Origin of the sequence: Aerococcus sanguinicola (genome assembly GCF_001543145.1) — a bacterium.
GTDB lineage: Bacteria > Bacillota > Bacilli > Lactobacillales > Aerococcaceae > Aerococcus > Aerococcus sanguinicola.
Window position 1 is genome coordinate 1,713,128 of record NZ_CP014160.1, and the last position, 25,447, is coordinate 1,738,574.

Genomic DNA, 25,447 nt, shown 5'->3' on the forward strand with positions numbered 1-25,447 from the left:
GGATTGTATGAACCAGTACTTCAAGCAGGCTGTCCAACAGGCTTGGCCAGTTATCATTGCCTATATTCCTTTGTCCATCGCTTGTGGAGTCCTCTTAGCCAGTGCAGGTCTGTCTTACTGGCAGGTTGCTCTTAGCTCGCTTTTAATCTTTGGCGGGTCAGCACAATTTATGCTAGCTTCTTTGGTCCTAGCTGGGGCCTCAACTTGGGTCATTATCGGCTTAGTCTTACTGCTTAACTCCCGCCAGATGCTTCTGACCTCTTCCCTAGCTTCCTATTTACCTCAGGAAAAGACCTGGAAATTAGCCTGGCTCAGCCAGTTTACAGCCGATGAATCCTATGCCCTAAATGTTGTGAACTTCCAAGAAGCTGACCAGGGGCAAGGCGAATGGACCTTCGACCAGGCCTTCTATCTTGCCCTGACTACTTACCTCACCTGGCTGTGTGGGACGGTTGCGGGGGCTATCTTGGGTCAGTTCTTTGCCTTCCCAACGGTTATCGTAAACTATGTGCTCATCGCCATGTTTATCGGCCTCTTAATCCCTCAGATTAAGAGCCGCAAAACTTTCTCAATAACCCTTATCAGCCTTGCGATGAGTCTGGTCTTAAGGCTCTTCGCACCTTCGAGTCTAGTGATTGTCCTGGTGACCCTTTTGGCAAGCTACCTGGCTTATCGCATGGACCGGCATTTATTGGAAGAGAAAGGAGATCTGTCTTTATGAGCCTAACCCTTCTTATTCTGATTATTGGCGGGCTATCGGTTTTGATGCGGGTGATCCCGGGTGTTTTGACCCGTAAGGCTGACTTACCCTTGTCTATCCGCTTGGCCATGCCCTATGTACCGATTACTTTGTTTACAGCGATGATTACTTGTGATATTTTCTTTTGGGAGGAAGACTTTAGCCTGAATCCCTTGGTCAATCTCAAGCTCATCGCTTCGCTGGTTGCTATTATTGTGGCATATATGACCAAAGACTTAATCAAAACGGTTTTAGCTGGGGTGCTAACGATTAGTTTACTTTATTTTATTTTTTAAGAAAATGCAGACCTTGGAGTCGACTTTGACTCTAAGGTCTGCATTTTTGCTTGTCTATGAATTAGCGGTCTCTCTGCTGTGAGCGTTGGGCTAGCGCCTGGGCATCAATGCCTCGGACTTGGGCCCAGTGCCAAGGCCCAGCGCTGAGGACTAGGTCTAGCTGTTTGAGCTCTTGGCTATTGCGGCAGTTAAGCAGGAGGTAGATCAGCTTCAGCTTATCAGTGAATTCTTGGACTTTTTGCAGGCTGTCTGCTAGATCATGGTTGAGAACGAGCTGGAGGAAGTAGCCGCTCATACCGACTGCTTGGGCGCCTAGGCTCAGTGCCTTAACCATATCGAGAGGTTGGCGGACCCCTCCCGAAGCTAGCAGGGTGAGGTCAGAGGGTGCCTGGCTGGCTTCTAAGAGACTGACCACAGTGCTTTGCCCCCAGTCAAAAAGTTCGGCAAAATCTTGGTCGGGGCGTCTCTGATTTTCAATTTGGGCAAAGTTAGTCCCACCCCGGCCGCTGATATCGATGGTCGAGAAACCTAATTGGTAGAGTTCATTAATGGTTTCTCGGCTCATGCCAAATCCCACTTCTTTAATGACGATGGGGACCTTGACCTGGTCTTTGATATCCAGTAAGTGGTCCCTGATCCGCCGAAAATCCCGATCGCCTTCGGGCATGACGATTTCCTGGGGGAGGTTTAGGTGGACTTGGAGGGCGTCTGCTTCAAGAATTTCGACAGCTTTTTTGGCGTCCTGGCCATTCCGGTCAGCCCCCACATTGGCTAAGATGAAGCCCTCTGGATATATCTCACGAATAATGCGAAAAGAAGTTTCTTGTTGGGGATCCTTGAGGGCAGCTGACAGAGACCCGCTAGCCATAGGGAGTTTGAGAGCCTGGGCTAATCGAGCTAATCGCCCATTAATTTCGCGGGTCCATTCGCTCCCTCCAGTCATGGCATTGATGTAGAAGGGGAGAGGGAAATCTTGATCCAACCAGTGGCTGGAGAGGTCAATATCTTCCTCTGCTAATTGGCCCATACTGTTGTGGACGAAACGCACATGGTCAAAATCGCTGATCTTTTCTTCTTTATAGTTGGCAGCAGCCTCTCTGACATGGTCATCTTTCCGGTTAGTCATCGTAAATATCACCTCTATCTTTTATACGAAATAAATTTTTAAATCTAGGTGGTTCAAGCCCTTTGCTTGAGCCTCTTCAAGGAAGGTCTGTGCACTGGAGCGGTTGGGAGCGATAGCGATGGCACAGTCGCCTTGGCCGGCACCCGATACCTTGGCGGCTAGGCCAGCTTCTCTGGCTGAGTTGACGACCTCTTCTAAAGCCGGGCTGGCATAGTAGGAGCCCTGGCTCTGTAATTGGTCTTCAATCAGGTCTTGGTTAGCACTTAAGTGGCGATTAAAGTTGGTAAAATCTCCCTTTTCTAAGTCTTGGGCAAGGGCTTCGACAAGTTCTTGAGACTGGTCCAAAAAGTCCTGGCTGAGCTGGGTCTGCTGGCGCTTAAGGAGCTTTTCAGTTGAGGCTTCCTGCCCCACCCAGAAGGCATAGAAAGCCCAATCATCGGGGAAGGCTAAACTTTGGATAGTGAGGCCAGGCCAGTCGCTATCTAATAATTTGAGAACATCTTGTCCGGTTGTTTTCTTGGCCCGGCGAAACCATTTTCGGTCAAAATTTTGATAGAGGAGGAGGCCCCCATGGCTTGCAGCAGCTAGGTCGCCGAATGAGCCTTTCATCTTTAAGCGGGACTCTGCAATGGCTGCTAGTTTAAAGACTTTGAGCCGGTCAGCGGCGGACGGACTTTCTGGGATGTCAGAGAAGGCTTGGAGGATCCCCCAGAGACAGGCTACCAGAACAGCCCCGCTAGAGCCTAGGCCATACTTATGGCCTTCCTGGTCATGGAGCTGGCTTTTTATGCGGAGCCGGTAGCTGCCAAGTTCGAGATCAGGATACTTAGCTTGCAAGTACCGTTCGGCCAGGCGAATGCCCTCCCAGATGAGCTCGAACTTATCGGCTCCTAGACTGGTGCTGACAATTTTACCAGCATTGGTTCTGGACCAAGTAAGCTTTTCAGCAGCCAGATCACTGATGACTTCATTCTGGTCACTTGCTTCAATCTCTAGCTTGAGAAAGGCATCGACAGCTGCAACGAGGGCCTTCTGCTGGCTTTTAGTCACAGCATATTCTCCTGCCCAGAATAATTTCCCGGGTACTTTAACATGACAATTTTTCATAAACAATTCCTTTCTAAATGTTTTTAATAGGGCCAGTGGTCGAGGGTCTGGATACCAGGGCCTACCTGGCTTGTGATCACTTTGGCCTCTGGGAAGGCTTCTTCCATAGCCTGGGCAATCTCCTGACTTTCAGAAGCCGGGCAGAGGACTTTGATATTGGGGCCTGCGTCCATGGTAAAGTAGGCTGTATAGCCTTGGTCACGCAGGCTTCTGACCTGGTCCATGGCTTCCAAACTAGCCGGTTCAAAGTAAGTAAAGGGCGGGTTAGAAGCGAGCATGGTCGCATGCATGGCCATAGCGTTGGCTTCCGCAATCTGTCCGATAGCTTTTAGGTCGCGGCGCTGGATAGCAGCCTCTATCTCTTTGAGATGTTTCTCGGCGAGACGGGGCCAAGCGGGGTAGAAGGCAGAGGTCTCAATCGTATGGGCCATGCCTTGTCGAGAAGGAATTTTTTTGTGCTGGGTATTGAGGGCTAGGATAACCATGGCTACCCCCCAGTCAGCTGGATCAAGCGGGACGGCACGGGAGTTTTCATGGCGGTCTCCTTTTTCCCATTTGACAAAGCCTGGGAAGATGCTGCGGGTGGCTGAACCTGACCCTCGTCTAGCATAAGTTGATAGTTCTTGGTCGGTCAAGTCTAAGGTCAAAGCCTGGCGACAGGCAGCTGCTAGCGCCGCAAAGGCAGAAGCCGAACTGGCTAGGCCTGCTCCTGTTGGCACATGGTTGACGCTCTCCACCCGGCAAGGCAGGTCAAGTTGGGCTAGGTTTCTGAAGAAGTCTAAAAAGCGGCTAATTTTAGCGACGGCCCCTTCAGCTTGTTCTTCCCCATTCAGACAGAAGCTATCTTGTTTTAACTCTTCTGAGAAGCAAACTTTGGTATCCGTATATAAGGCATCTAGGGTGAGGGAAAGGGAGCTATTCATGGGAATGAAGAGTTCGCTATCCGCCTTTCCCCAATATTTAATCAGTGCAATATTTGTATGGGCACGCGCCATGCCTTGGTAAGTCGTCATAATATCCTCCTTAGCTCGGTTCCGGACTGGCTAGTGGGATAAGCCAGTAGTCAACAATCATTTCTTTAGTAACTAAGCTTTGGCCTAGGTCTTCTGCTTCTTTTTGGCTTTGCGTGAGGGCAATAAAACAGCCCCCTTTACCCCCTCCTGTGAGTTTGGCGGCAGCAGCCCCATGGTTGAGGCAGAGGCGGATGCCCATGTCTAGCTCGGGGCTGGAAACTTGGAGGGCTTGGAGGTTGACCTGAGAAGACTGCAGGCTTTGCGCAATCGCTTTTAAGCTAGCGGGAGCATTTCCGCTTAAGTGCTGGTAGAGGTCCTCGCTTGCTTGGCCGAGTTCTTCTAGGGCTGCTTTAGCGGCTAAGTGGCGGGACGGATGTTCGCTGTCCAGAGCTTGGCGGATGCCTGCCACCGCCTCCTTGGTATTGCCTGGAATCCCAGTGTCAGCTACCAGCAAATAATAAGGTGTCTGGAAGTAAAAAACTTCCATGCTTTGTCCTTTCTGGTAGGAGAGGGGACGGTTTAAGACAGTTAAACGAGCATCTAGACCGCTGGGATTACCATGGCTAATCGTCTCCGCCAGATCAGCATAAGCTAAGAGACTTTCCTGGTCTAAGTCCGCATCGTAAAAATCATAATAGGCTCGAATCAAGGCAACTGCAACAGCTGCGGAGCTTCCCATACCGCGTTCGGCGGGAATATTACTTTCAATGCGGATCAAAAAATCTCCTCGGTCGTTGTGGTCTTCCTGTAGACTTTGCCAGAGTTGACGGAGGTTATCTAAATGACTAGGTGCCGCCGTTAGGGCTCCCTGGTAGAGTTCACTCATAAGAAAAGTCGGCCCAGAAGATTCTTCTAGGCTAACTTGGATGGTGACGGCTTCAATCGGTAGGGCGAGGGCACGGTAGCCATAGACCACACTGTGCTCACCACTTAAAATAATTTTTCCGTGGGCTTTACCTATTCCTCTTTTCAATTTGTCTCACTTCCATTTCCATTCCTATCTATTGTACAATATTTGTAAGCAAAACACGAAGGAGAATGGTGAATCTCAATTGAATTCATCAAAATATTAAAAAAGATTTATTGCATCTTCGTGGCTAAACGTATACACTACATTATAATGAGACGCTTATGTATTGAGCTGTCCAGGAAATAAAGGAGAGTGGAAAAGTGGCAGTAAATGAAAGTATGAAAGCTGTAGAAAAAATTATTGTGCTCGACTACGGCAGTCAGTACAATCAGTTAATTACCCGTCGCATCCGTGAGTTTGGTGTGTATTCAGAACTACTATCCCATCGCTTGTCGGCAGAAGAGATCCAAGCAGAAGGTAATGTCAAAGGGATTATCTTATCTGGAGGCCCTAATTCTGTCTATGCTGATGGCGCCTTTGATGTCGATGCTGGCATCTTTGACTTAGGTATTCCTATCCTCGGTATTTGTTACGGCATGCAATTGATCACCCAAAAACTGGGTGGCCGAGTTGAAGCTTCCGATAAGCGGGAATACGGCCAACAAGAAATGACCATCAAGAAAACAGATTCTAAAATCTTTGCTGGTTTAGAAGAGGAAGAGCAAGTATTGATGAGCCATGGGGACCGGATTGCTGAAATTCCTGAAGGCTTTGAAATTACTGGGGTTGCTCCCCATAGCCCAGCCGCTGCTTTTGAGAATGAAGCGGAACAGATTTACGGTTTCCAATTCCACCCAGAGGTTCGCGCTTCTGTAAACGGTAACCAAATGTTACGTAACTTTGTCTTCAATATCTGCGGTGCTTCAGGGGATTGGTCTATGGAAGACTTTATTCAAATCAAGACAGCAGAAATTCAAGAACTTGTGGGCGATCGCAAGGTGCTCTTGGGACTTTCTGGCGGTGTGGATTCATCCGTAGTGGGTGTGCTTCTCCAACGGGCTATTGGCGACCAGCTTGTCTGCATCTTTGTGGACCATGGGCTCTTGCGTAAGGGTGAAGCTGACCAAGTGATGGAAACTTTAGGTGGCAAATTTGGCTTAAACATCATTAAAGCGGATGCTGCAGACCGCTTCCTTGGCAAATTAGCTGGAGTTGAAGACCCTGAAAGAAAACGTAAGATTATCGGTAATGAATTTATTGAAGTTTTTAATGACGAAGCGACCAAACTAAATGGAGTAGACTTCCTTGCCCAAGGGACCCTCTATACCGATGTCATTGAATCAGGGACAGAAACTGCTCAAACGATTAAATCCCACCATAATGTTGGCGGTCTGCCAGAAGACATGAGCTTTGAATTAATTGAGCCGCTGAATACCCTCTTCAAGGATGAAGTCCGTGCTTTAGGAACAGCCTTAGGTATGCCAGATCCAATTGTTTGGCGCCAACCCTTCCCAGGTCCTGGTCTAGCCATCCGTGTAATCGGAGAAGTTACGGAAGAAAAATTACACATTGTGCGTGAATCCGATGCTATCCTGCGCGAAGAAATTGCTAAGAATGGTTTGGAACGCGATGTTTGGCAATACTTTACGGTACTGCCAGGCTTCAAATCCGTCGGCGTCATGGGCGATCAGCGAACTTATGAATATACGATTGGTATCCGAGCCATCACATCTATTGATGGGATGACAGCCGAATGGTCCCGCTTACCGCATGAGCTCTTAGATACCATTAGCCGCCGGATTGTCAATGAAGTCTCTGGGATCAACCGCGTCGTCTATGACATCACCAGTAAGCCACCATCGACCATTGAGTGGGAATAAGAATTTAGAACTATAAACGAGTTGATTAGTTTAAAAAATCATTATTCATCAAAGATCAGCTAGAGGGCTCTGTACCCTGTTAGCTGATCTTTTTTCTCCGCCTATATAGATTGGATAAATAATAGTTATAAAAAAGAAACGCTTTCGTTTTAAAACTTTCTTAATAATTGTTATACTAAAACTATCATAAGAATAGGAGGAATAAGAAATGGATGCCATAAATGCTTTTTTAGAGCCGATTCTTTCGGCGATTCCTAATATTTTAGGAACGGTTTTACTCTTACTGGTCGCTTGGATTATCGCTGTGATTGTTCGTAAGTTAACCTTCAAGGGTCTGGAAGCTATCCACGCTGACCAACGCTTCTTAAGCTGGGGCGTAGCCCAGGATGAAACGGATGCTAGGGGCTTGCTCCAGACAATTGCCAAGGTCGCTTACTTTTTAGTTTTTGTCTTCTTCCTGCCTGCCATCTTACAAGGCTTGAATATTGGAGGGGTCATGGAACCAATCACTAATATGTTCGATAAGTTCTTTGCCTTCATCCCCAATATCATTGGTTCAATTCTGATCTTAGTATTAGCTTTCTACTTCTGCGGTTTTGTCCGCGATATTGTACAAAATCTCTTAGAGCGGGTCAATATTGACGGTAAGTTGGCAGGGCTTCTGCAGACTGATCCTGAAGAAGGCCAGACCCGCAGCAAGGGCCAACAAGTGGCTAAGGGTCTAGCTATGCTAGTTTATGTCTTACTCTTTATCCCCTTATTGACGGCTGCGCTAGAGGTTTTGGGGATTGAATCAATTGCGAAACCAATCGTTAACCTACTCAATACCATGTTGGCTGCTATTCCGAATATCCTAGTAGCCCTGGTCCTTGTGAGTGTAGGCGCTCTACTTGCCAAGTTGATCGGCGACTTAGTGGAAAACTTATTGAGTGCGGCTAATATTGACCGTTTCACTAAGTATCTTAATGTTAAGGAAGATGCCCATTCCCTTCAGCTAAGCGCTATCTTAGGACATGCAGTAAAGGCTGTTATTGGTATTTTCTTCTTAGTTCAAGCCTTAAATGTCTTACAGCTTGATGTTCTCTCACAGATCGGCCAAGCGGTGATTGCCTACTTGCCTTTAGTTCTGTCTGCTATCGCTATCCTTTGCCTGGGCGTCATTGGTGGGAACTTGTTGGCTAATTTCCTTAGAGAATCGACAGGGTCTAAATTTTTAGCTAATACTGTTCAATACGCTTTGGTCATCTTAGCCATCTTTATGGCCTTAGACCAATTACAATTCGCCGCTTCTATTGTTAATATTGGCTTCATGTTAATTGTGGGCGGGGCTTCGGTTGCCTTTGCGCTGGCCTTCGGTTTAGGGGGACGCGATTTTGCCCGCAAGCAATTGGAACGTCTCGACTCCAAAATCAACCAAAAAGAGGAAAAGTAAATGACGAATGAAGAAGAGTGCGGTGCACACAAGTTGTGCACCGGCTTTTTTTATAAAAATAATACATTAATTGTTCGACATTTAGTTCCTGACCATGTACAAAAAATACAATAGTGTCTTCCTATAAGATTATGAAAGCTTGATATTAAAGCTTTCTTTAATATTTTTTAAAATAACTTTTACCAAAAGGGTGACAAATGCATTTTAAGGGCATAAACTATAGATAAGAAATGATACATAAATTGTTTCTTTTTTGTTTTATATCATCCTTGTAAGCGCTTAGGATGATTGCTGGTGTTGTCGCTTAGTTTATCGTGAATTTAGGAGGAAGATGAAGATGAATAAATCTAAAGCTCATTCACATACTATGTTAAGTCGTAAGGTAAGTTTGGGTGCCGCATCTTTGGCATTCGGTATCGGTTTACTCTTTGCTTCACAAGAAGCTGTGTTAGCAGCTGAAGTTGACCAAGCTGGCGCAGGACAAGCGGATGTGGAATCAAGCGTTGAAGTTGAGCCTGCAGAAACTGTTAATCCCGTTGTTCCTGAAAAAGAGCAAAGCATTGAAGCAGAAGCAAAAGCTGAAACAGCTCTACCAGAAGAAGAGCTTAAAGCTCTGGAAGCAGAATTAGCTGAAATGGCACCTGAAAATCCTGTAGAAGAAAAGGCAGCTGAAGCTGCTGTTTCAGACCAAGCTCCAGCGGCTCCTGCTGAAGCAGTTGAAAAAGAAGACGCAGCTCGTCCTGAAGCTCCAGCCAAGGAAGCTACAGATTCTGTAGAAGAAAATAAAGCTAGTGAAAAAGCTGACAGCAAAGACGCTGACAAAGAAACAAGCAAGGAATCAAAAGTAGAAAGTAAAGATAGCAGTGAAGAAGCTGCAAAAAGTGAAAAAGAAACAGTAGACGTTGACGAAGCGCCTGCAGAAGAAGAGGCTATTGATTTCGCTGCATTAGAAAATTTCGCTAAGGAAAATCCTGAAGGCTTCAATAAAGTTCTATCTGTTGCTATTGCTGTATCAGTTCAAGACGAAGACCGTGCGGCTAGCGAAGACGTTTTGAAGACCTTAGGGGAAGTTCTCGTAGACAATAAATTAGATCACGAACTTCTAGAAGAACTTTCTAAATTTGTGATCCGTTACGGCGAATTAGGACCAGATGAAAGCGAAACTCACCACATCGTAGAAGGCCAACCAAGTGTTAGCCGAGCTTCTGGCTTTTCTTTCTATGCAGCTGGTGAAGACAAGCCTGCTTTTAGCTTCGAAGATTTTGAGAAATTAGTGGGCAAAGTAACTGGGACAACAGATAGCGTCCTTAGCTTATTAGAAAACTTACAAAAAGGGGAACGGCCTGCTGCTGGTATCGGAGCGATCATGGATTCGATCCTACCTGTTAACTTAAACTTCACTAAGATTGGTGAATTGATCCAACGTATCGCTGAACTCAAAGCAGAAGCAGTTCGCCAAGATGTTTATCTCTCAACAGAAGTCGTTGGTGCTATTGCTGAATTAATTCCTTCTGAAGTAACTTTCAATGGCACACCAGTCAACTATGTTCTTGACAAGTTAGGGCAAATGGCTATGGATATCGGACGTAGCGTTGCAGACGGTATGGTTGTTAGCTACCACCCAGGCAGCTTCTACAATCCAAACACCTTCCGTTTACGCGCTCGCGTCTTGCGCAAGGGTGCCGAATTAATTAAAACAGCAACGACAGAATGGCGGATGAAACCACAAATCGTTCACTCAAAAGCTGGTCTAGAAATTACCCATGCCTTTATGTCTGTTGTCGATCCTTTCTCAACGGCAGAACGTTTGACTAAACGTTTGAATGAATTAGAAGCCTTAGAAGTCTTCGGTAATGCTTACCGGAATATCACCCCTAAAGATATCGCTACGACTTATATTAAGGAAAAATTGGACAAGGCTATCTGGGACACCCGCTTCAAACGTGACGAATACATTCTTTCTAAAGTACCATTTGAAGTTTACCACAAGCTAAACAAGGCCATTACACGAGCTGTTGGGGTTCAATTATACTCAGAAACTCGCGTTTACCAAATTGACGACGCAGTTGCTGAACTTGAGGCAGCTTACGGGGAAGCCGTTGCTTACTTAGAAAGCATCCCAGCTGACCAACAAATCGCTCCAAATGCCCTTAAACGTGAATTGAAAGACCTTATTTGGAACACCCGCTTTGAACGTGATGGGTCAATCTTAGGTAATGTGCCAACTGAAGTTTACACGGCACTCAATGCAACATTAACTAAGGCTGTTGGCCTACAATTAGACCTTCACGCTAAAACAGTCGATGTCCAAGCTGTGATGGAAGAAATTAAGGGTCAGTTAAATGAAGCTCGTGAAATTGCACAAGCAACCTTGAATGCCCGTGCTTCTAAAGAAAGAAAACTCGAACTTCGCGACTTGATCCGTGAAGTTCGGAGCATCCGCGATAGCGAATTGCTCGGTAAGGTTTCTTTCAATGCCTACAATAATTTAAATAAAGTGATCACCAAGGCTGTAGGAACTCGCCTCAGCTTGAAGGCTAGCAACGCTGAAGTTGATGAAGCAGCTAATGCCCTTCGTCAAGCCCTCGCTGCAGCCCGAGCTGAACTCGCATAATTGATCCACTTCCAACTAGCAGACCGCTCTTCTAGAATCGGTCTGCTAGTTTTTTTGTTTGTTTGTGGCGATTAGGGGCGTTCGGAAAAAATCATAACAAGATTTGAGGACTTTTGCCTTGACCTGAAGGAAGATTCCATCTACAATAAGGGCAACTAACAAAAAATAAGTTAAGCTTAATGAGGTGACCTAAATGATTTATAATAATGTATCTGAAGCAATTGGCCATACTCCTGTCATTAAATTAGATCAAACGGCAGAAGATGCCGCTAGTATCTATGTTAAACTCGAATCCCGTAATCCAGGTGGTTCTGTCAAGGATCGTCCGGTTAAGTATATTTTACAGAGCTTGATTGATAGCGGGGAAATCGAAGAAGGGGGCGCCATTGTCGAATCGACTTCTGGTAATACGGGGATTGCTCTAGCCATGTTAGGCGCGGCTTTAAAACTGCGTGTGATTATCGTTATGCCTGAAACCATGAGTATCGAACGTCGCAATCTGATGAAAGCTTATGGGGCTGAACTCATCCTCACACCTGGTGCCGAAGGAATGAAGGGAGCCGGGGCCAAGGCCGAAGAGATTGCTGAAGAAATCGGTGCTCCTGTTTTTGGACAATTTGTACGTGAAGCCAATGTCCAAGCCCACGTAGAAACAACGGCCCGTGAAATTTTAGAAGACCTACCAGAGATTGATGGCTTCGTAGCTGGGATCGGCACAGGCGGAACTGTAACGGGCGTTGGCCGCGTGCTCAAAGAAGAGAAGGCAGATGCCAAAGTCTGGGGGGTTGAACCTGAAGCGTCACCACTCCTTACTGAAGGAACGGCAGGCTCTCACAAGATCCAAGGCTTGGGGGCTAACTTTATTCCTAAGATCCTTGACCAATCTGTCATCGATTACATCGATAAAGTATCCAATGAGGACGCTATTGCTGGGGCTGTTGAATTAGCCCATAAATATGGCATTTTAGCCGGCTTTTCTTCTGGGGCTAACTATGTATCTGCCCAGCGCTTAGCTAAAGAATTAGGCCCTGACCACCATGTGTTGACTGTCCTACCAGATACAGGCGAACGTTACTTATCATCTGGAGTTTATAGCGATGAAGACTAAGGACCTGGACGAGACGCGCTGGATAGAACTCGCTCAGTATATCTATCAGGAAGATCCTGCCGCAACATCTTGGCAAGAGGTTTACGAGCTTTATCCCGGTATCCAAGCCTTGCGCGACCATGCCCAAGCCCATGCTCTCTACCTCGAAGGGGAGAAGTTTGAAGCCCGTCGCCTGTCTGAAAAAAGCAAACGGGAGACAGGCATTGAAATTCATCCTGGGGCAGAGATTGGTGATAATTTATTTATCGACCATGGCATGGGCATTGTCATCGGGGAAACTGCCCAGATCGGTGACCAGGTTAAAATCTATCATGGCGTAACTCTGGGCGGGACCGGTAAAGAAAAAGGACGCAAGCGCCATCCAACGATTAAGGACTATGTGGAAATTGGAACAGGCGCAACTATTCTAGGTAATGTAACAATCGGCCACCATAGCAAAGTGGGGGCCGGAGCAGTCGTCCTAGAAGACGTTCCCCCCTACGCGACTGCCGTAGGGGTTCCCGCTCGCATCATCCTTCACGACAAAAATTGGAACCGAATTGGCGAATACGAAATCTAACAAGGGTGTGAGACTTGGCGGTTAGACTCGGATGATTGGAGCAAGTAAGGATAAGAGCGAAGTATTCGCTCGTTCCTTACTTGTGAAATCACTCCGAGTTTGCCAAGTCGAACCCGACTATACAAGGGTGTGAGAGGATGCGGGAGAAAGGGAGCTCTGGAGTAAAAGGGCAGAGAGAAGGCTACAAGCCTTCGACGGCCTTTTGCGAAGAGGAGCCCTTTCTGCATCCTCGAACCCGACTACATAGGGTGTGAAGACACGCGATTAGCTCGTCAACTCTATCCCTAAATAAATAGTCAAAGAAGCGGAGCTACGTCCTGGCTCCGCTTTTATTTATCGATGTTATCAGTAGGTGGATATGCTATAATCAAATAAGTAAGGGAGGCTATCTATGATTGGTAAAGTAATATTTGGACCGAAAAAGGCTAATACTTGGGTGAATATCCAGGTTGAATCTCCCAAGGTCCTACAAAAACACCTTGTCACTTATGGGATCGATGCGGAAATGGCAGCCTATGCCCTAGACCGCAACGAAAGGGCCCGGGTCGAGTACGACGATGACCATGATTGTTTGCTTCTCATTTATAATGCGCCCAAGCGTCGTCTGGCTAATAGTTTTAACGAAACTTTTCCGGTAACTTTCTTTATTAAGGATCAACGAATTATTACTATTTCTAATGAAGAAAACCAATATATTATAGATGGCATGCGGGAAATTTTAGCGGCTGAGAAGAATTATTCCATTCATTCTTTCTTATTTGAGTGTCTCTACTTTATCACCACCTCCTACTTCCCTATTGTTGAATCCATGGTCCAAGAGCGTAACCGCTTGACTAAGGAATTGCGGGAGCGGACAACCAAGGATAATTTGCTAGCCTTATCTGACGTTGAGACAGGGACTGCCTACTTCCTGACTTCTGCTAAGCAAAATGTCTTACTTCTTGAACAATTCCGTCTAGGCCGGGTCGTTAGGGGCTTGACGGATGATGAAGTGGATGAATTAGAAGATGTTCAAATCGAAGCCAAGCAGCTGGTAGAAATGACCGAGCTTTCTTCACAGATCTTGGAACAACTGGGCTCGACTTTTAATAATGTCTTAAATAATAATTTGAACGAAACCATGCGGGTGTTGACTGTCCTATCCATTATCCTCACTATTCCTACCATTGTAACGGGCTTTTTTGGAATGAATATGCCTCTACCTGGTGTTGATTCGCCACTGAGCTGGATAGGAACGATTATATTCAGTATCGTCATCGGCATTATCGTTCATCTTTTGATTAAATTTTACTTTAAGGATTAGCATGGAGCTAGTCCTTTTATTGTTTAACTTATGAATAAATGATAAAACATAAATTCAGATTATGAAAATGATCTTATATCGGTATTGGCAGATGCTAACTTTACCGCCCTAAGAATTGACAAGCTAGGAAATAATTGATAATCTTTTAACATTAGAAAATAATAAGAGGGGGAATGTCTGAGTGGATTTAACGGGCACAATGGAAGAAAAAAACAATGAATTGTTTATTGGTGGAATAGGGGTTAAAACACTAAAAGAAAAATATGGCACACCTCTTCAAATTATTGACCAGAAGGCCTTAAAGGAGAAGATTTCTTGCTTTAAGGATAATTTCCAGGTAGATGGACTGGACTGTCGGGTGGTCTACGCTTCAAAGGCCTTTTTGAATAAGTATATGGTCCAATTAGTCAAAAGTTTAGGCCTCCATATCGATGCGGTGAGTGGGGGCGAACTCTATACGATTCTCGCCTCTGGTATGCCCGCTGAGCGGATCTATTTCCACGGCAATAATAAGCTGGCTAGTGAGATCCGTGAGGCGCTGGAAGCGGGTGTGGGTACCTATGTGGTGGATTCCATCGCTGACTACCAACATCTTAGTGAGGTCGCAGCAGAAGCTGGTCAAAGGATCCGCCTCCTGCTCCGGGTCAATCCAGGCATCGCGGCAGAAACCCACCAGTACATCCAAACCACCACGGAAGATTCTAAGTTTGGGATGTCGATGACGGATTCTAGAATTGAAGGCCTGATCCAGGATATGCTAGCTGATCCCCAGGTTGATTTGGCGGGCTTCCACTGCCATATTGGCTCTCAAGTTCTCAAGGGAAATTTCTTCTTTGAAGAAGCTGAAAGTGTCATCTCTTTTGCTAAGAAAATGTCTGAAAATTACGGAATGAAGGTCCAGGAGTTGAATCTGGGTGGCGGCTTCGGTGTTTACTATGCTGAAGGTGATCAGCCTTTTGACTATGCAAGCTTCTTAAGCGACTATGCTAAATATATTAAGACAGAAGCTGCTAAGCAAGGCTTAAGCGAGCTCCAAGCGATCAGTATTGAGCCGGGACGTTCTTTGATCAATGCCAGCGGGTCAACCCTTTATACTGTCGGTCAAGTTAAAGTGACAAAAGCAGGTCTGCCCTTTATCTTTGTGGATGGCGGGATGTCCGATAATATCCGACCTGCCCTTTACCAAGCAGAGTATGAAGCAGTACTAGCCAATCGCCTAAAGGATCCTGTTCAAGCGACCTACCGGGTAGGCGGTAAGTTATGTGAGAGCGGGGACGTCCTCTTGAAGGCAGCAGCTCTGCCCGAAGCGGAAGCTGGCGACTTGCTCTTAATGCCCAACACGGGAGCCTATACCTATAGTATGAGTTCTAACTATAACCGGATGGGACGGCCCGCAGTGGTCTTTGTGGAAGATGGTAAGGATCGCTTGGCGGTTAAACGGGAGACTTATGCCGATATGATGCGGAATGATCTCAGCTATGAAATGGATGAATAGAAAGTAGTGATAAAAATGGCAAAAGTTGGAATTGTAGGTTATGGAAATTTAGGACGTGGTGTTGAAGCAGTCCTTAAGTCAGCCTCAGATTTAGAATTAGTGGGTATTTTTAGCCGGCGCGACCCAGCACAATTGGACACCGAAAGCCCTGCCTATGCCTTAGCTGATATTGATCAATTTGTCGATGAGATCGATGTCTTGATCCTCTGCGGGGGCTCACGCTCTGATATACCAGACCAGGGGCCAGCCCTTGCTGCTAAATTTAATACCGTCGATGCCTATGATAACCATGCAGAAATCCCTAGCTACTTTGACCGAATAGACCAGGTAGCCAAGGAGAATCAAACTGTCGCTGTGATTTCTACAGGCTGGGACCCTGGGCTCTTCTCTTTAAACCGTTTACTCAGTGAGGCTATCCTCCCTGAAGGCAATACCTATACCTTCTGGGGCAAGGGGGTCAGCCAGGGCCACTCGGATGCAGTACGCCGGGTGGAGGGCGTCAAGGATGCTGTCCAATACACTATCCCTAACCAAGACCTGATTGAAACTCTCCATGCTGGGAAAAGCATTGACTACAAGCAAGGCACAGCCCACAGTCGTTTAGTCTATGCAGTCTTAGAAGAGGGTGCCGATGGCGGTCGAGTTAAAGAAGAAATTGTCAACATGCCGGACTACTTTGCCCCTTATGACCAAGTGGACGTTCATTTTATCAGCCAAGAAGAATTAGACCGTGACCATTCAGGGATTCCACATGGAGGGACGGTTATCCGCCAGGGACAAACGAGCCCTGAACAAAAGCAGGTCTATGACTTTACCCTCAAACTGGACTCCAATCCAGAATTTACGGCGGCGGTTAATGTGGCCTATGCAAGGGCTGCAGCCCGCTTAGCTAAAGAGGGGCAATACGGGGCCAAGACCGTCTTCGATATTGCACCTGCCTATCTTTCAGCTAAAGATGGGCAGACCCTGCGTCAAGAACTCTTATAAGCCGAAATAAAAGTTGGAAAACTTGCCCTTATCCTTATCAGATGAAGGAATTATAATGGTTTTTGTTAGAAAAATATGTTATTCTTAAGCTGATAATACTTGGAAAGAGGCGTATATATGAAAGAGACTTATCTATCAATTAGTCCTGAAGTGAAAGAAGCACAAGCTGCAGGGAAGCCAGTTGTGGCTCTCGAATCGACAATTATTTCCCATGGCATGCCTTACCCACAAAATGTGGAAATGGCTAAGCAAGTGGAACAAATTATCCGTGACCACGGAGCTACCCCAGCTACCGTTGCGATTATGGATGGCAAGATCAAAATTGGCTTGACTGAAGAAGACTTGGAGCGTCTGGCCAGTGAAAAAGACGTGGCGAAAGTTTCACGCCGAGATATGGCAGAAGTTATTGCCAAGGGCGGTCTCGGTGCTACAACCGTAACAACGACTATGATTGGGGCCCACATGGCAGGCATCGATGTTTTTGTAACAGGCGGTCTTGGTGGGGTTCACCGCGGCTACAATGAACACATGGACGTTTCGGCTGACTTGGAAGAACTTGGTCAAACCCCTGTAACTGTTGTTTGTGCTGGGGCTAAGGCTATCTTGGACCTACCAAGAACCTTGGAATACCTTGAAACAAAGGGTGTGCCAGTGGTTGGCTACCAAACAGATAAACTTCCCGCTTTCTTCTCTTCAAGCTCTGACTATGAGCTTAACACTCGGGCTGATTCTCCAGAACAAATTGCCCGTATGATGAAGATCTCTCATGATCTTGAATTGGGGCAAGGGATGTTGGTAACTAACCCAATTAAGAAGGAAGACGAAATTCCTCACGAAGAAATTGATCAAATTATTGACCAAGCCATTCGTGAAGCGGATGAAGCTGGTGTTAAAGGAAAGGATACTACGCCATTCTTACTCGCTAAGATTGTTGAATTAACAGATGGACGCAGCTTAGATGCCAATATTAAATTGGTTTATAACAATGCGGTTTTAGGTGCCCAAATTGCGGTTGCCTACAATGAAATTGCAAATTCATAAGCCATCACATAAGGGCTGGGCACTGAGGCCCAGCCCTTTTTTCCAAGTAAAGGAGTATCAGAATGGAAATTCAACCAATCGCTTACATCTATACAGCCTTCAAAGAGAAATTTGGGACCCCCCGACAGAGCTCCTTGGCGACTGATTTGGAGGGCCGGATTGAATTTACTCCAACTTACCGGCAGAAGGACTATATCCGGGGCATTGAGGACTTTGATTATCTCTGGCTCATTTGGGGCTTTTCTCAAGTGGCAGCTGAGCAGACCAAAGCGACGGTGCGTCCACCTAGACTCGGTGGCAACCAGCGCTTGGGTGTCTTTGCGACGAGGTCTCCCTTTCGCCCTAACCGTCTAGGCTTGTCCTCTGTTCGCTTAGACCGGATTGAGTGGACTCAAGACAAGGGGCCCGTTCTCTACGTCAAAGGGGTGGATATGGTGTCTGAAACACCGGTATACGATATTAAACCTTACTCAGTTGAAGCAGATTCGCATAGCCAAGCGGCTTCGGGTTTCGTCGACCAAGCAAATTTTGAGCGCTTAGATGTTAATTTTCCGCCAGCCGAATTAGCAAAGATTCCTGAAGATAAGCGACCGGGTGCCTACCAGGCCTTAGCCTTGGATCCCCGCCCAGCTTACCAACAACATAAAGAGAAGCGTTATGGCATGCGTTATTATGAACAGAATATTATTTTTACGGTCGCAGATGGCAAGTTACAAGTGATCGAAGTACAAGAATTACCTGAACGTTAAAAATAGAAAGAGGATCATTATGGGAATGATAATTGGACTCGTTGTTTTAGCACTTATTGCCCTAGTTGTGGTGTGGGGGATTGGACGTTATAATCAAATGATTGGCACAGCTGAAATGGTAGACAATGCCATGGCCCAAATTGCGGCTCAAGTGGAATCGCGCTGGGATGCTTTGAGCAATTTAATTTCAGCGACTAAGTCCTATCAGAGCCACGAAGCGGACACTTTGAAGCAAATTGTCCACGAACGATCTGGGGTCAGCCGCCAATCGAGTGTCAGTCAAATCGAAGAAGACCAAGCCCAGTTCGAACGAGCCATGCGGGCCATTGACGTGGTAGTCGAACAATACCCAGATCTTAAAGCATCAGGTGTTTACCAACAGACCATGTCGAGCGTCGACAAGTATGAAAACAATGTCCGCCAGTCGCGTATGGTCTTTAATGACATGGTGACTAAGTTTAACCGCTTGATCAAGGTCTTTCCTAATTCCATTATTGCCAACTTAACTGGTTTTCAGGCTAAGGATTACTTTAAGTCTAGTCCTGACAAGGCGGAGATGCCACAATGGTAAAGCCTGGACACCAGCGCTTCCTCCTCTTCTTAGTCAGCCTTATCCTTACTGTCATGGTCCTGCCTGGAGAAATGGTCTGGGCCAATGAGAATAAGGGGATCCAGGTTGACGTGACCCTCCAGCCAGATGGCAGTGCCAGGATCCGAGAAGTCTGGGATATGGTTGTCGATGAGGGGACGGAGCTCTATAAACCAATGACCATGCTGGACGACCAAGAACTCGTCGATTACCAAGTTAAAGTTGACGGCCAGCCCTTGACCCACCGAGAAAATTGGGATGTGGAAGCCTCCCAAGAAGAGAAGTCAGGCCATTATGGTCGAGCAGAAGGGGAATTAAACTGGGGAATTGGTTCTTATGGTTCCCATACTTATGAAATCTCCTATCAAATTAATAATTTTGTCGCTCAGAGCCAGACCGAACAGATGGTCTTCTGGAAGTTGGTCAATGACTCTATGTCGCCAGCTCCAGAGCAAATTAAGATTAGTCTGCAGTCAGACCTAGAGCCTCTGACCTTAGAGAATAACTATCGGGCCTGGGCCTTTGGTTTTAGGGGGAAACTCTCCTTTGAAAACGGCAAGATCATAGCTAGCAGTCAGGGAGATTTCGATGACTCTAATTATGCAACCCTTCTCCTCCGTATTCCGGCGGGGACCTATCAGACTGGGCTCAAAGTGGACAAGTCCTTTGAAGACTATCTCAAGACCGCTTTTGAGGGCAGCGATTATAACTATGAGGACTACGACCCGGAAGCTACTTATGAAGATCTCCAAACCGGTAGTTTGAATGCCAAAGGTCCCTCAGCCTTTGACCGCTTTATGGACCGCCATCTAGGGAAAATCATCCTAGCGGGTCTTGCTCTTGTCGGAGTATCTGGAGCTATGGGCGCTTACCATATCTACAAGCAGCGTAAACTGAAAGCTCGTTATTATCCGACCATGGCCCAGGCAGAAGAGCGTTTGAAGGGCCACTACCACCGGGAAACGCCGGCGGAGGATGTCTATCAAATCTATGCCTTATTGGAAGATATGGAAGTTGAAGACCTCAAGGCAAACTATCTCACCGTTGCCTTGCTTGACCTTGTTGCTTCAGGGGCCTTACTGATAGAGACTAACCTAGAATCTGGTCTCTTTAGAAGCAAGGAAGAGAGTCTCTTTAGCCTAGTTGCTGACCAGACACCATCTGGACCAGCTGGGAGTATTTACCAGCTGATGGCTAAGGCTCAAGGTAAGAGAGACCAGCTCAGCCAGGCAGAATTCAGCCATTATGTGGAGAATAACCCAGAAAAATTCATCCAAGCCTTGGCCAAGATGAAGACCCACAGTAAGTCCTATCTGAAGGAAGCTGGCTATTTGAAGTCATTACGAGCTAAAGCAGCCAAGGAAAAGACGGAACGCGACCAGGCGGATGACTTGGTAGACCTGCCACTGACTGATCAAGGTTTTGTCTTTAGAGACCAAGTCGTAGGCTTTAAGAATTATCTTGCCGATTACTCCTTGCTCAATGAAAGAGGGGCTAAAGAAGTTGGTCTCTGGGATCAAATGATGCTTTATGCCGGCGCCTATGGGATCTTGGAAGAAGTAGAAAAGGAATTTGAAAAAGTTTATCCCAACTACTACCAGTATTCTAGCTTCAACCAAGTCCCTCTAATGAATTATTACTGGATCAGCCGGTCCATCAACCAGTCTTATGTGAAGGCAACGAGTATGAGCGAAGTTTCTAGCTCTGGGGGCGGCGGCTTTACTAGTATCGGAGGAGGTGGCGGTTCCTTCGGTGGCGGCAGCGGCGGAGGTGTCCGCTAAGCCTGCCTTTTGAACTCTCTTGCCTAGGCCTAGGTCTAGGGAGGGGAGTTTTTTCTTAGCTTATAAAATTTTAGTCTTCTTTAATTAAATTTATCTGGCTTTCATGTATAATTGAGAAGTTAAGTGAAAGATTATGGAGGTTTAAATGTGAAAAATCAAGAAGTAAGTAATGATTTATTTTCTAAAGATTGGTTTTTTAGGATATTCAAAGGTGCCCTAGTTGGAATCGGTGGCATCCTGCCTGGCCTATCGGGCGGGGTTCTCGCAGTTATCTTTGGGCTCTATGATGAAATTTTGAGTTTTTTAGGTAACCTAACCAAGAATTTCTGGCAGAATGTCCGCTACTTTATTCCAGTTGGGATCGGCTTTGTGTTGGGGATCTTGCTTTTCTCCTTTGTGGTTAAGGAAGCCTTTGGAGCCTATGAAGGGCTCTTTACCTGCTTATTTATCGGTTTTGTGATTGGTACCTTCCCTTCCCTCTACCGGCAAGCTGGGGAAGAAGGGCGATCAACAGCTGACCTGGCTATTATGGGGGTCAGTGCGGTCTTACTCTTCTTGCTCATGGTTGTCGGTGGGAGCGCGCTCACAGCGGTTGAACCGAATTTCTTTGTCTGGTTAATGTCTGGGGCCTTAATTGGTCTAGGTGTCATTGTACCGGGGATGAGTCCAAGTAATTTTTTGATTTACTTTGGTCTCTATGAGAAGATGTCTGCAGGTATCGCCGCTTTAGATTTCTCAGTGATTATTCCTCTCGCTTTAGGGGGCTTAATCTGTGTATTGGCTCTAGCTAAGGTCGCCAATTGGCTCTTTGCCCACTTTTATTCCAAAATGTACCACTTTATCTTAGGAACAGTCATCGGGTCTTCACTGGCTATCTTCCCGACTGTCGTCTTTCCAACCTTCACCGCGGAAGGTCTGGCAGCTTCTGGATTGAGCTTCTTCTCCAACTTACTTTTATCTGTTTTAATGCTGGTTGCAGGGGTGATTTTCTCCCTGTGGTTCGCCAAAATTGAAGCTAAATATTCCAAATAAAAAATTGGCAGTCCTAGTTTTTAAACTAGGCACTGCCAATTTTTCTTATTTTTCAGCTAAATAGCGGGTTAGGAATTCTTTAGTTCGTTCATGTTTAGGGTGGTTGATCACCTGGTCAGGTTCGCCATCTTCTACGATGTATCCCTTATCCATGAAGCAGATGCGGTTGGAGACGTCCCGAGCAAAGGCCATCTCGTGGGTAACAACGATCATAGTCAGTCCCTCTTCGGCTAGCTGGGTCATAGTCTGGAGAACTTCGCCAACCATTTCCGGGTCTAAGGCAGAAGTGGGCTCATCGAAGAGAAGTAATTCTGGATCCATGGAGAGGGCCCGAGCAATGGCTACCCGCTGCTGCTGCCCCCCCGAAAGTTGGTGGGGCATGGCATCACGGTAAGGGGCCATGCCAACCTTTTCCAGGTTAGCTAAGGCCACTTGTTCCGCATCTTTGCGGCTGCGTTTCATTATTTTTTCTTGGCCAATCACACAGTTTTCGAGGACGTTCATATTTTTGAAGAGGTTGAATTGCTGGAAGACCATACCAACTTTGGCTCGAAATTTATTTTGGTCAAAGTGGCTGGCGAGAATTGATTGGTCATGGAAGCGAATGTCTCCTTCAGTGGGTTCTTCAAGCAGGTTCAGACAGCGCAAGAGGGTTGATTTACCGGATCCGGATGAGCCAATAATGGAAATGACTTCACCTGGACTGACTGAGAAATCAATATCCTTAAGTACGACATTATCGCCAAATGCTTTCTTTAAGTGGTCAACATTTAAGATTGCATTAGTCATGAATTTCCACCTCACTTGTTGATGATTGGTAAACAGTATAGGAATCGCTGCCGCTCATCTTGTGTTCGACGAGACGCAAGATACGGGTCGTGGTGAAGGTTAAGACGAAGTAGATGATTGAGGTAATGAAGAAGGTTTGGAAGGTCAGATAGGTTGTCCCGGCGGCTGAACGGGTCACGAAGAAGAGCTCCGTTACAGCGATTACGTTAAGGACAGAGGTATCTTTGATGTTAATCACAAACTCATTACCCAGGGCAGGTAAGATTGAGCGGATAGCTTGGGGAAGCACCACATAGGTCATGGTTTGGAAATGGTTCATCCCGATGGCCTTAGCAGCTTCGCTCTGTCCATCGTCGACACCGATAATCCCGCCTCGGATCACTTCGGCTAGGTAGGCTCCGGTATTCACAGACACGATCAGTAGGGCAGCAAACATGGAGCTCATATCGATGTTAAAGAAGAGCTTGGACCCATAGAAGATCAGCATGGCTTGAACCATCATTGGCGTGCCACGGAAGATTTCGATATAGGCCATGATAATAAAGTCAACGATCTTATAAAGTGTTTGCCCCAAACGATTATGTTTAGGCACCTTAATGGTCCGGTAGATGGCCACTAAGAGACCAATAAAGAAGCCGACTAAGGTTGAAACGAGGGCAATGAACATGGTATTTGCTGCCCCTTTGATGAATTGGGAACTGTAGGTCTTCCAGATCCCAGCGACTTCGCCCCAGAACCCCGCTTCTTGGTTTCTTTGGTTGAGATCAACCATGTCTTCCATGATTTGGTTCCGTTCATCTTCAGAAATAGTCGCTAGCGCGGCATTGATCTCTGAAGTGAGAGGGGAGGACTTGCGCAAGCCAACCGAAATCGAGCTGGATTGGTCGCCGAGGTCAAAACCTTGGCCTTCTTCAAAGCTCACCATAGTTAAATCATCATTAGCTGCTAGGGCAGCTAGGGCACCTGGCCGTTCGGAGATATAGCCATCGATCTTATCACTGAGTACGGATGAGATCATGGTAGGGAAGGAATCCATGGCAGTCTCTTTTTTAACACCTGGCACCTGGTCGATTAAGTTATAGTGGAAGGTATTTAATTGGCCGGTAAGGCGGGCGCCTTCGAAGTCTTTCAAGCTCTTGGCATTGGCATAAGGGCTGTCCTTACGGGTAACGACAACGATATCCGAATTATAATAAGGATCTGAAAAGTCGATCTGGCGGAGCCGTTCAGGCGTCGGGGACATGCCCGCGATAATCGCATCGATCTTGCCTGATTCCAGGGCTGGGGGAAGGCCATCCCAATCCAGTTTGACAATTTCTAGCTTGAGCCCTAGCTTGTCAGCCAGGCGCTTAGCAATCTGTAGGTCGTAGCCATTGGCGAATTGGCCATCTGCGTTAGAAATTTCAAAACCCCCATTGGCATCGGAAGTTTGGGTCCAGTTGAAGGGCGCGTAATTAGCTTCCATTCCGACTCTCAGGATCCCCGGGCTTTCCAAACCCTGTTCAATTTTTTCTTGGTTAAACTGCGTGCTAGCTTCAGACTCAGCAGCTTGGGCTGGCTGGGGCAAGACACTTGCAATTGCCAGAAAAACTGTCATTAAAACAGCAAAAAAGGACAATACCTTTCTTGTCATATGTATTCTCTCCAATCTTGATGAAAATTCAACCGACAGAAGCGGTTGACATCTAGTATGTCGTTCTCAATGATACCATGGAACGCCTGGTTTTTGTCAAAAAAAATCATAAAAGCTGAGATTTCTAATGGGATAAATACAATGGAAATAAAAGCGACTGACTAGCGCCTTTAATCGACTCATGCTAAAATAGATAGAGAATGACCAGTTAAGGAGAGAAAGGATGCCTATGACGAAGAATAAAAAAATGCGTCATCAAGTCGTAATTGCTAACCAAGACTATACTATTGTCAGCGACAAGTCGCGTGCGCATGTCGACCAGGTAGTTGAAATTCTTAACCAACAAATGAAGGAGATGCAGGCTAGCCATTATGCTATCTCAACTGAAGAACAAGCTCTCTTAGCGGCAGTCAATGCCATTTCCGACCGCTTAGATCTCGAGCTGTCAACCGAGAGTCGCAAGCAAAGCCAACAAATGGCCAGCGATATTGGAGGGTTAGAAGCTGAAGTCAAAGCGTTAAAAGAAGAAATTCATTTTCTCCATAAAAATTTTGCCAAAGCCTTTCAACGTTTGTTAAAAGAGCGGGAAGCCTCTGACTCAGCCAGTCCAGTCGATCGTCACGACCAAAGCCAAGAAACGACAGCAAGTCACCCGAGCACTTCATCGGATCGCAAGCAGGGAGGCTTGACTAAGACCCGCCGCCACTAGTGCAAAGGAGCGCATCTGGCTATGATTCTTATCTTATTTTTATTGCTTAGTTTGATCAAGGGCTTAGCCTATTATCGAAGATCCTATTTATTGGGAGGCTGGGGAGCATGGGGCTATGCCTTGACCTTGGGCTTGGCCTTTACCCTTGCTCGTCTTTTGAGCCCGAGTTTGCTAGGTCCCTTGGAACTTTTCCTCCCTCTGCCAGGCCATGACTTAGATACGACTTACGCTTTTTATCCAAGAGAACTGATTCCTAACTTGGATACAGCCTTTTTCAGATTAGCGGCTTTTTGTTTCGTTTTCGTTTTTACTTTATTTCTATTGCGCCGCTTAATTAGACCCCTACTTGTTCATGCCACGAGTCAGAAGAGGGCGCAGCCGACCAAGTGCCAGCTCAGCTTAGTGGGGATTTATGCCTTGCTAGATAGCTATTTTTTAATTTTTTTCAGCTTACAGCTGCTAACTTTTATAGGGCTCCCACAAGTGCAGTCATTTTTAGGCGACGATTTCTTGGCTTCTAGACTTTTATTTCAAAGTCCCCTGTTAAGTCAGTGGATATTTGCTTTTATTTTTGATGGATTAGCTCTAAATCTCTAGTTTTAGCGAAGGAGGATG

At 46.3% G+C, this 25,447-nt stretch carries 23 protein-coding genes; 17 read left to right on the forward strand and 6 right to left on the reverse strand.

The window, feature by feature from the left end:
- Nucleotides 1-7: 7 nt before the first annotated feature.
- Together AWM72_RS07635 and AWM72_RS07640 are read left to right on the forward strand one after the other, a co-directional pair.
- Nucleotides 8-721, forward strand: a complete 714-nt coding sequence (locus tag AWM72_RS07635) for an AzlC family ABC transporter permease (RefSeq protein ID WP_067975766.1) — start codon at nucleotides 8-10, stop codon at nucleotides 719-721.
- A complete protein-coding gene (locus AWM72_RS07640) occupies nucleotides 718-1,035 on the forward strand; it encodes an AzlD domain-containing protein (protein ID WP_067975769.1) in 318 nt (105 codons plus the stop codon). The genes AWM72_RS07635 and AWM72_RS07640 overlap by 4 nt, the downstream gene beginning before the upstream one ends.
- 61 nt (nucleotides 1,036-1,096) lie before the next feature.
- On the opposite strand, the gene fni is transcribed toward AWM72_RS07640, so the two are convergent.
- From fni to mvk, 4 genes are read right to left on the reverse strand one after another with little or no spacing between them, the layout of a single operon-like run.
- Entirely contained in the window at nucleotides 1,097-2,161 is a 1,065-nt protein-coding gene (fni, locus tag AWM72_RS07645) for a type 2 isopentenyl-diphosphate Delta-isomerase (RefSeq protein ID WP_067975772.1), read from the reverse strand.
- Nucleotides 2,162-2,182: 21 nt separating this feature from the next.
- A complete protein-coding gene (locus AWM72_RS07650) occupies nucleotides 2,183-3,268 on the reverse strand; it encodes a phosphomevalonate kinase (protein ID WP_083272346.1) in 1,086 nt (361 codons plus the stop codon).
- 23 nt (nucleotides 3,269-3,291) lie between these two features.
- Nucleotides 3,292-4,281: a diphosphomevalonate decarboxylase gene (gene mvaD, locus AWM72_RS07655; protein WP_067975780.1), complete on the reverse strand. Its 990-nt coding sequence runs from the start codon at nucleotides 4,279-4,281 to the stop codon at nucleotides 3,292-3,294.
- Between the two features lie 10 nt (nucleotides 4,282-4,291).
- Nucleotides 4,292-5,254, reverse strand: a complete 963-nt coding sequence (gene mvk / locus AWM72_RS07660) for a mevalonate kinase (protein ID WP_070485805.1) — start codon at nucleotides 5,252-5,254, stop codon at nucleotides 4,292-4,294.
- A gap of 215 nt (nucleotides 5,255-5,469) precedes the next feature.
- On the opposite strand from mvk, the gene guaA reads away from it, so the two are divergent.
- The 13 genes from guaA to AWM72_RS07725 all read left to right on the forward strand — a co-directional run bounded on the left by guaA (nucleotide 5,470) and on the right by AWM72_RS07725 (nucleotide 21,701).
- Entirely contained in the window at nucleotides 5,470-7,011 is a 1,542-nt protein-coding gene (guaA, locus tag AWM72_RS07665; RefSeq protein WP_067976615.1) for a glutamine-hydrolyzing GMP synthase, read from the forward strand.
- Nucleotides 7,012-7,219: 208 nt separating this feature from the next.
- Nucleotides 7,220-8,443 carry a mechanosensitive ion channel gene (locus tag AWM72_RS07670; protein ID WP_067975787.1) on the forward strand — a complete coding sequence of 408 codons (1,224 nt, stop codon included), beginning with the start codon at nucleotides 7,220-7,222 and terminating at the stop codon, nucleotides 8,441-8,443.
- Nucleotides 8,444-8,780: 337 nt separating this feature from the next.
- Complete coding sequence (locus tag AWM72_RS07675; RefSeq protein ID WP_067975791.1) at nucleotides 8,781-11,057, forward strand: CAMP factor family pore-forming toxin; 2,277 nt, start codon at nucleotides 8,781-8,783, stop codon at nucleotides 11,055-11,057.
- Between the two features lie 193 nt (nucleotides 11,058-11,250).
- Complete coding sequence (gene cysK, locus AWM72_RS07680) at nucleotides 11,251-12,165, forward strand: cysteine synthase A (protein ID WP_067975794.1); 915 nt, start codon at nucleotides 11,251-11,253, stop codon at nucleotides 12,163-12,165.
- Nucleotides 12,155-12,724, forward strand: a complete 570-nt coding sequence (gene epsC / locus AWM72_RS07685; RefSeq protein ID WP_067975798.1) for a serine O-acetyltransferase EpsC — start codon at nucleotides 12,155-12,157, stop codon at nucleotides 12,722-12,724. Before cysK ends, epsC begins: the two co-directional genes overlap by 11 nt.
- Before the next feature lie 391 nt (nucleotides 12,725-13,115).
- Nucleotides 13,116-14,027, forward strand: a complete 912-nt coding sequence (locus AWM72_RS07690) for a magnesium transporter CorA family protein (protein ID WP_067975802.1) — start codon at nucleotides 13,116-13,118, stop codon at nucleotides 14,025-14,027.
- Between the two features lie 181 nt (nucleotides 14,028-14,208).
- A complete protein-coding gene (lysA, locus tag AWM72_RS07695; RefSeq protein WP_067975804.1) occupies nucleotides 14,209-15,522 on the forward strand; it encodes a diaminopimelate decarboxylase in 1,314 nt (437 codons plus the stop codon).
- A 15-nt stretch (nucleotides 15,523-15,537) separates the two neighbouring features.
- Nucleotides 15,538-16,509, forward strand: coding sequence for a diaminopimelate dehydrogenase (locus AWM72_RS07700; protein ID WP_067975807.1), 972 nt, complete (start codon nucleotides 15,538-15,540; stop codon nucleotides 16,507-16,509).
- Nucleotides 16,510-16,626: 117 nt separating this feature from the next.
- Nucleotides 16,627-17,550, forward strand: a complete 924-nt coding sequence (locus AWM72_RS07705) for a pseudouridine-5'-phosphate glycosidase (RefSeq protein WP_067975809.1) — start codon at nucleotides 16,627-16,629, stop codon at nucleotides 17,548-17,550.
- 62 nt (nucleotides 17,551-17,612) lie between these two features.
- Nucleotides 17,613-18,299 carry a tRNA (N6-threonylcarbamoyladenosine(37)-N6)-methyltransferase TrmO gene (gene tsaA, locus AWM72_RS07710; RefSeq protein WP_067975813.1) on the forward strand — a complete coding sequence of 229 codons (687 nt, stop codon included), beginning with the start codon at nucleotides 17,613-17,615 and terminating at the stop codon, nucleotides 18,297-18,299.
- A gap of 19 nt (nucleotides 18,300-18,318) precedes the next feature.
- Entirely contained in the window at nucleotides 18,319-18,870 is a 552-nt protein-coding gene (locus tag AWM72_RS07715) for a LemA family protein (protein WP_230080815.1), read from the forward strand.
- Nucleotides 18,864-20,669 carry a DUF2207 family protein gene (locus tag AWM72_RS07720; protein WP_067975816.1) on the forward strand — a complete coding sequence of 602 codons (1,806 nt, stop codon included), beginning with the start codon at nucleotides 18,864-18,866 and terminating at the stop codon, nucleotides 20,667-20,669. Before AWM72_RS07715 ends, AWM72_RS07720 begins: the two co-directional genes overlap by 7 nt.
- A 147-nt stretch (nucleotides 20,670-20,816) precedes the next feature.
- Nucleotides 20,817-21,701 carry a DUF368 domain-containing protein gene (locus tag AWM72_RS07725; protein WP_067975820.1) on the forward strand — a complete coding sequence of 295 codons (885 nt, stop codon included), beginning with the start codon at nucleotides 20,817-20,819 and terminating at the stop codon, nucleotides 21,699-21,701.
- Between the two features lie 45 nt (nucleotides 21,702-21,746).
- On the opposite strand, the gene AWM72_RS07730 is transcribed toward AWM72_RS07725, so the two are convergent.
- Together AWM72_RS07730 and AWM72_RS07735 are read right to left on the reverse strand one after the other, a co-directional pair.
- A complete protein-coding gene (locus tag AWM72_RS07730; protein ID WP_067975825.1) occupies nucleotides 21,747-22,490 on the reverse strand; it encodes an amino acid ABC transporter ATP-binding protein in 744 nt (247 codons plus the stop codon).
- Entirely contained in the window at nucleotides 22,483-24,123 is a 1,641-nt protein-coding gene (locus tag AWM72_RS07735; protein WP_067975828.1) for an ABC transporter permease subunit, read from the reverse strand. The genes AWM72_RS07730 and AWM72_RS07735 overlap by 8 nt, the downstream gene beginning before the upstream one ends.
- A gap of 229 nt (nucleotides 24,124-24,352) precedes the next feature.
- Here AWM72_RS07735 and zapA point away from each other — a divergent pair, with 229 nt between their 5' ends.
- Both zapA and AWM72_RS07745 read left to right on the forward strand, forming a co-directional pair.
- The gene (gene zapA, locus AWM72_RS07740) at nucleotides 24,353-24,832 is read left to right on the forward strand and encodes a cell division protein ZapA (RefSeq protein WP_158444759.1); all 480 of its coding nucleotides are present in this window, start codon (nucleotides 24,353-24,355) and stop codon (nucleotides 24,830-24,832) included.
- A 21-nt stretch (nucleotides 24,833-24,853) separates the two neighbouring features.
- Nucleotides 24,854-25,429: a hypothetical protein gene (locus AWM72_RS07745; protein WP_067975834.1), complete on the forward strand. Its 576-nt coding sequence runs from the start codon at nucleotides 24,854-24,856 to the stop codon at nucleotides 25,427-25,429.
- Nucleotides 25,430-25,447: the final 18 nt, after the last annotated feature.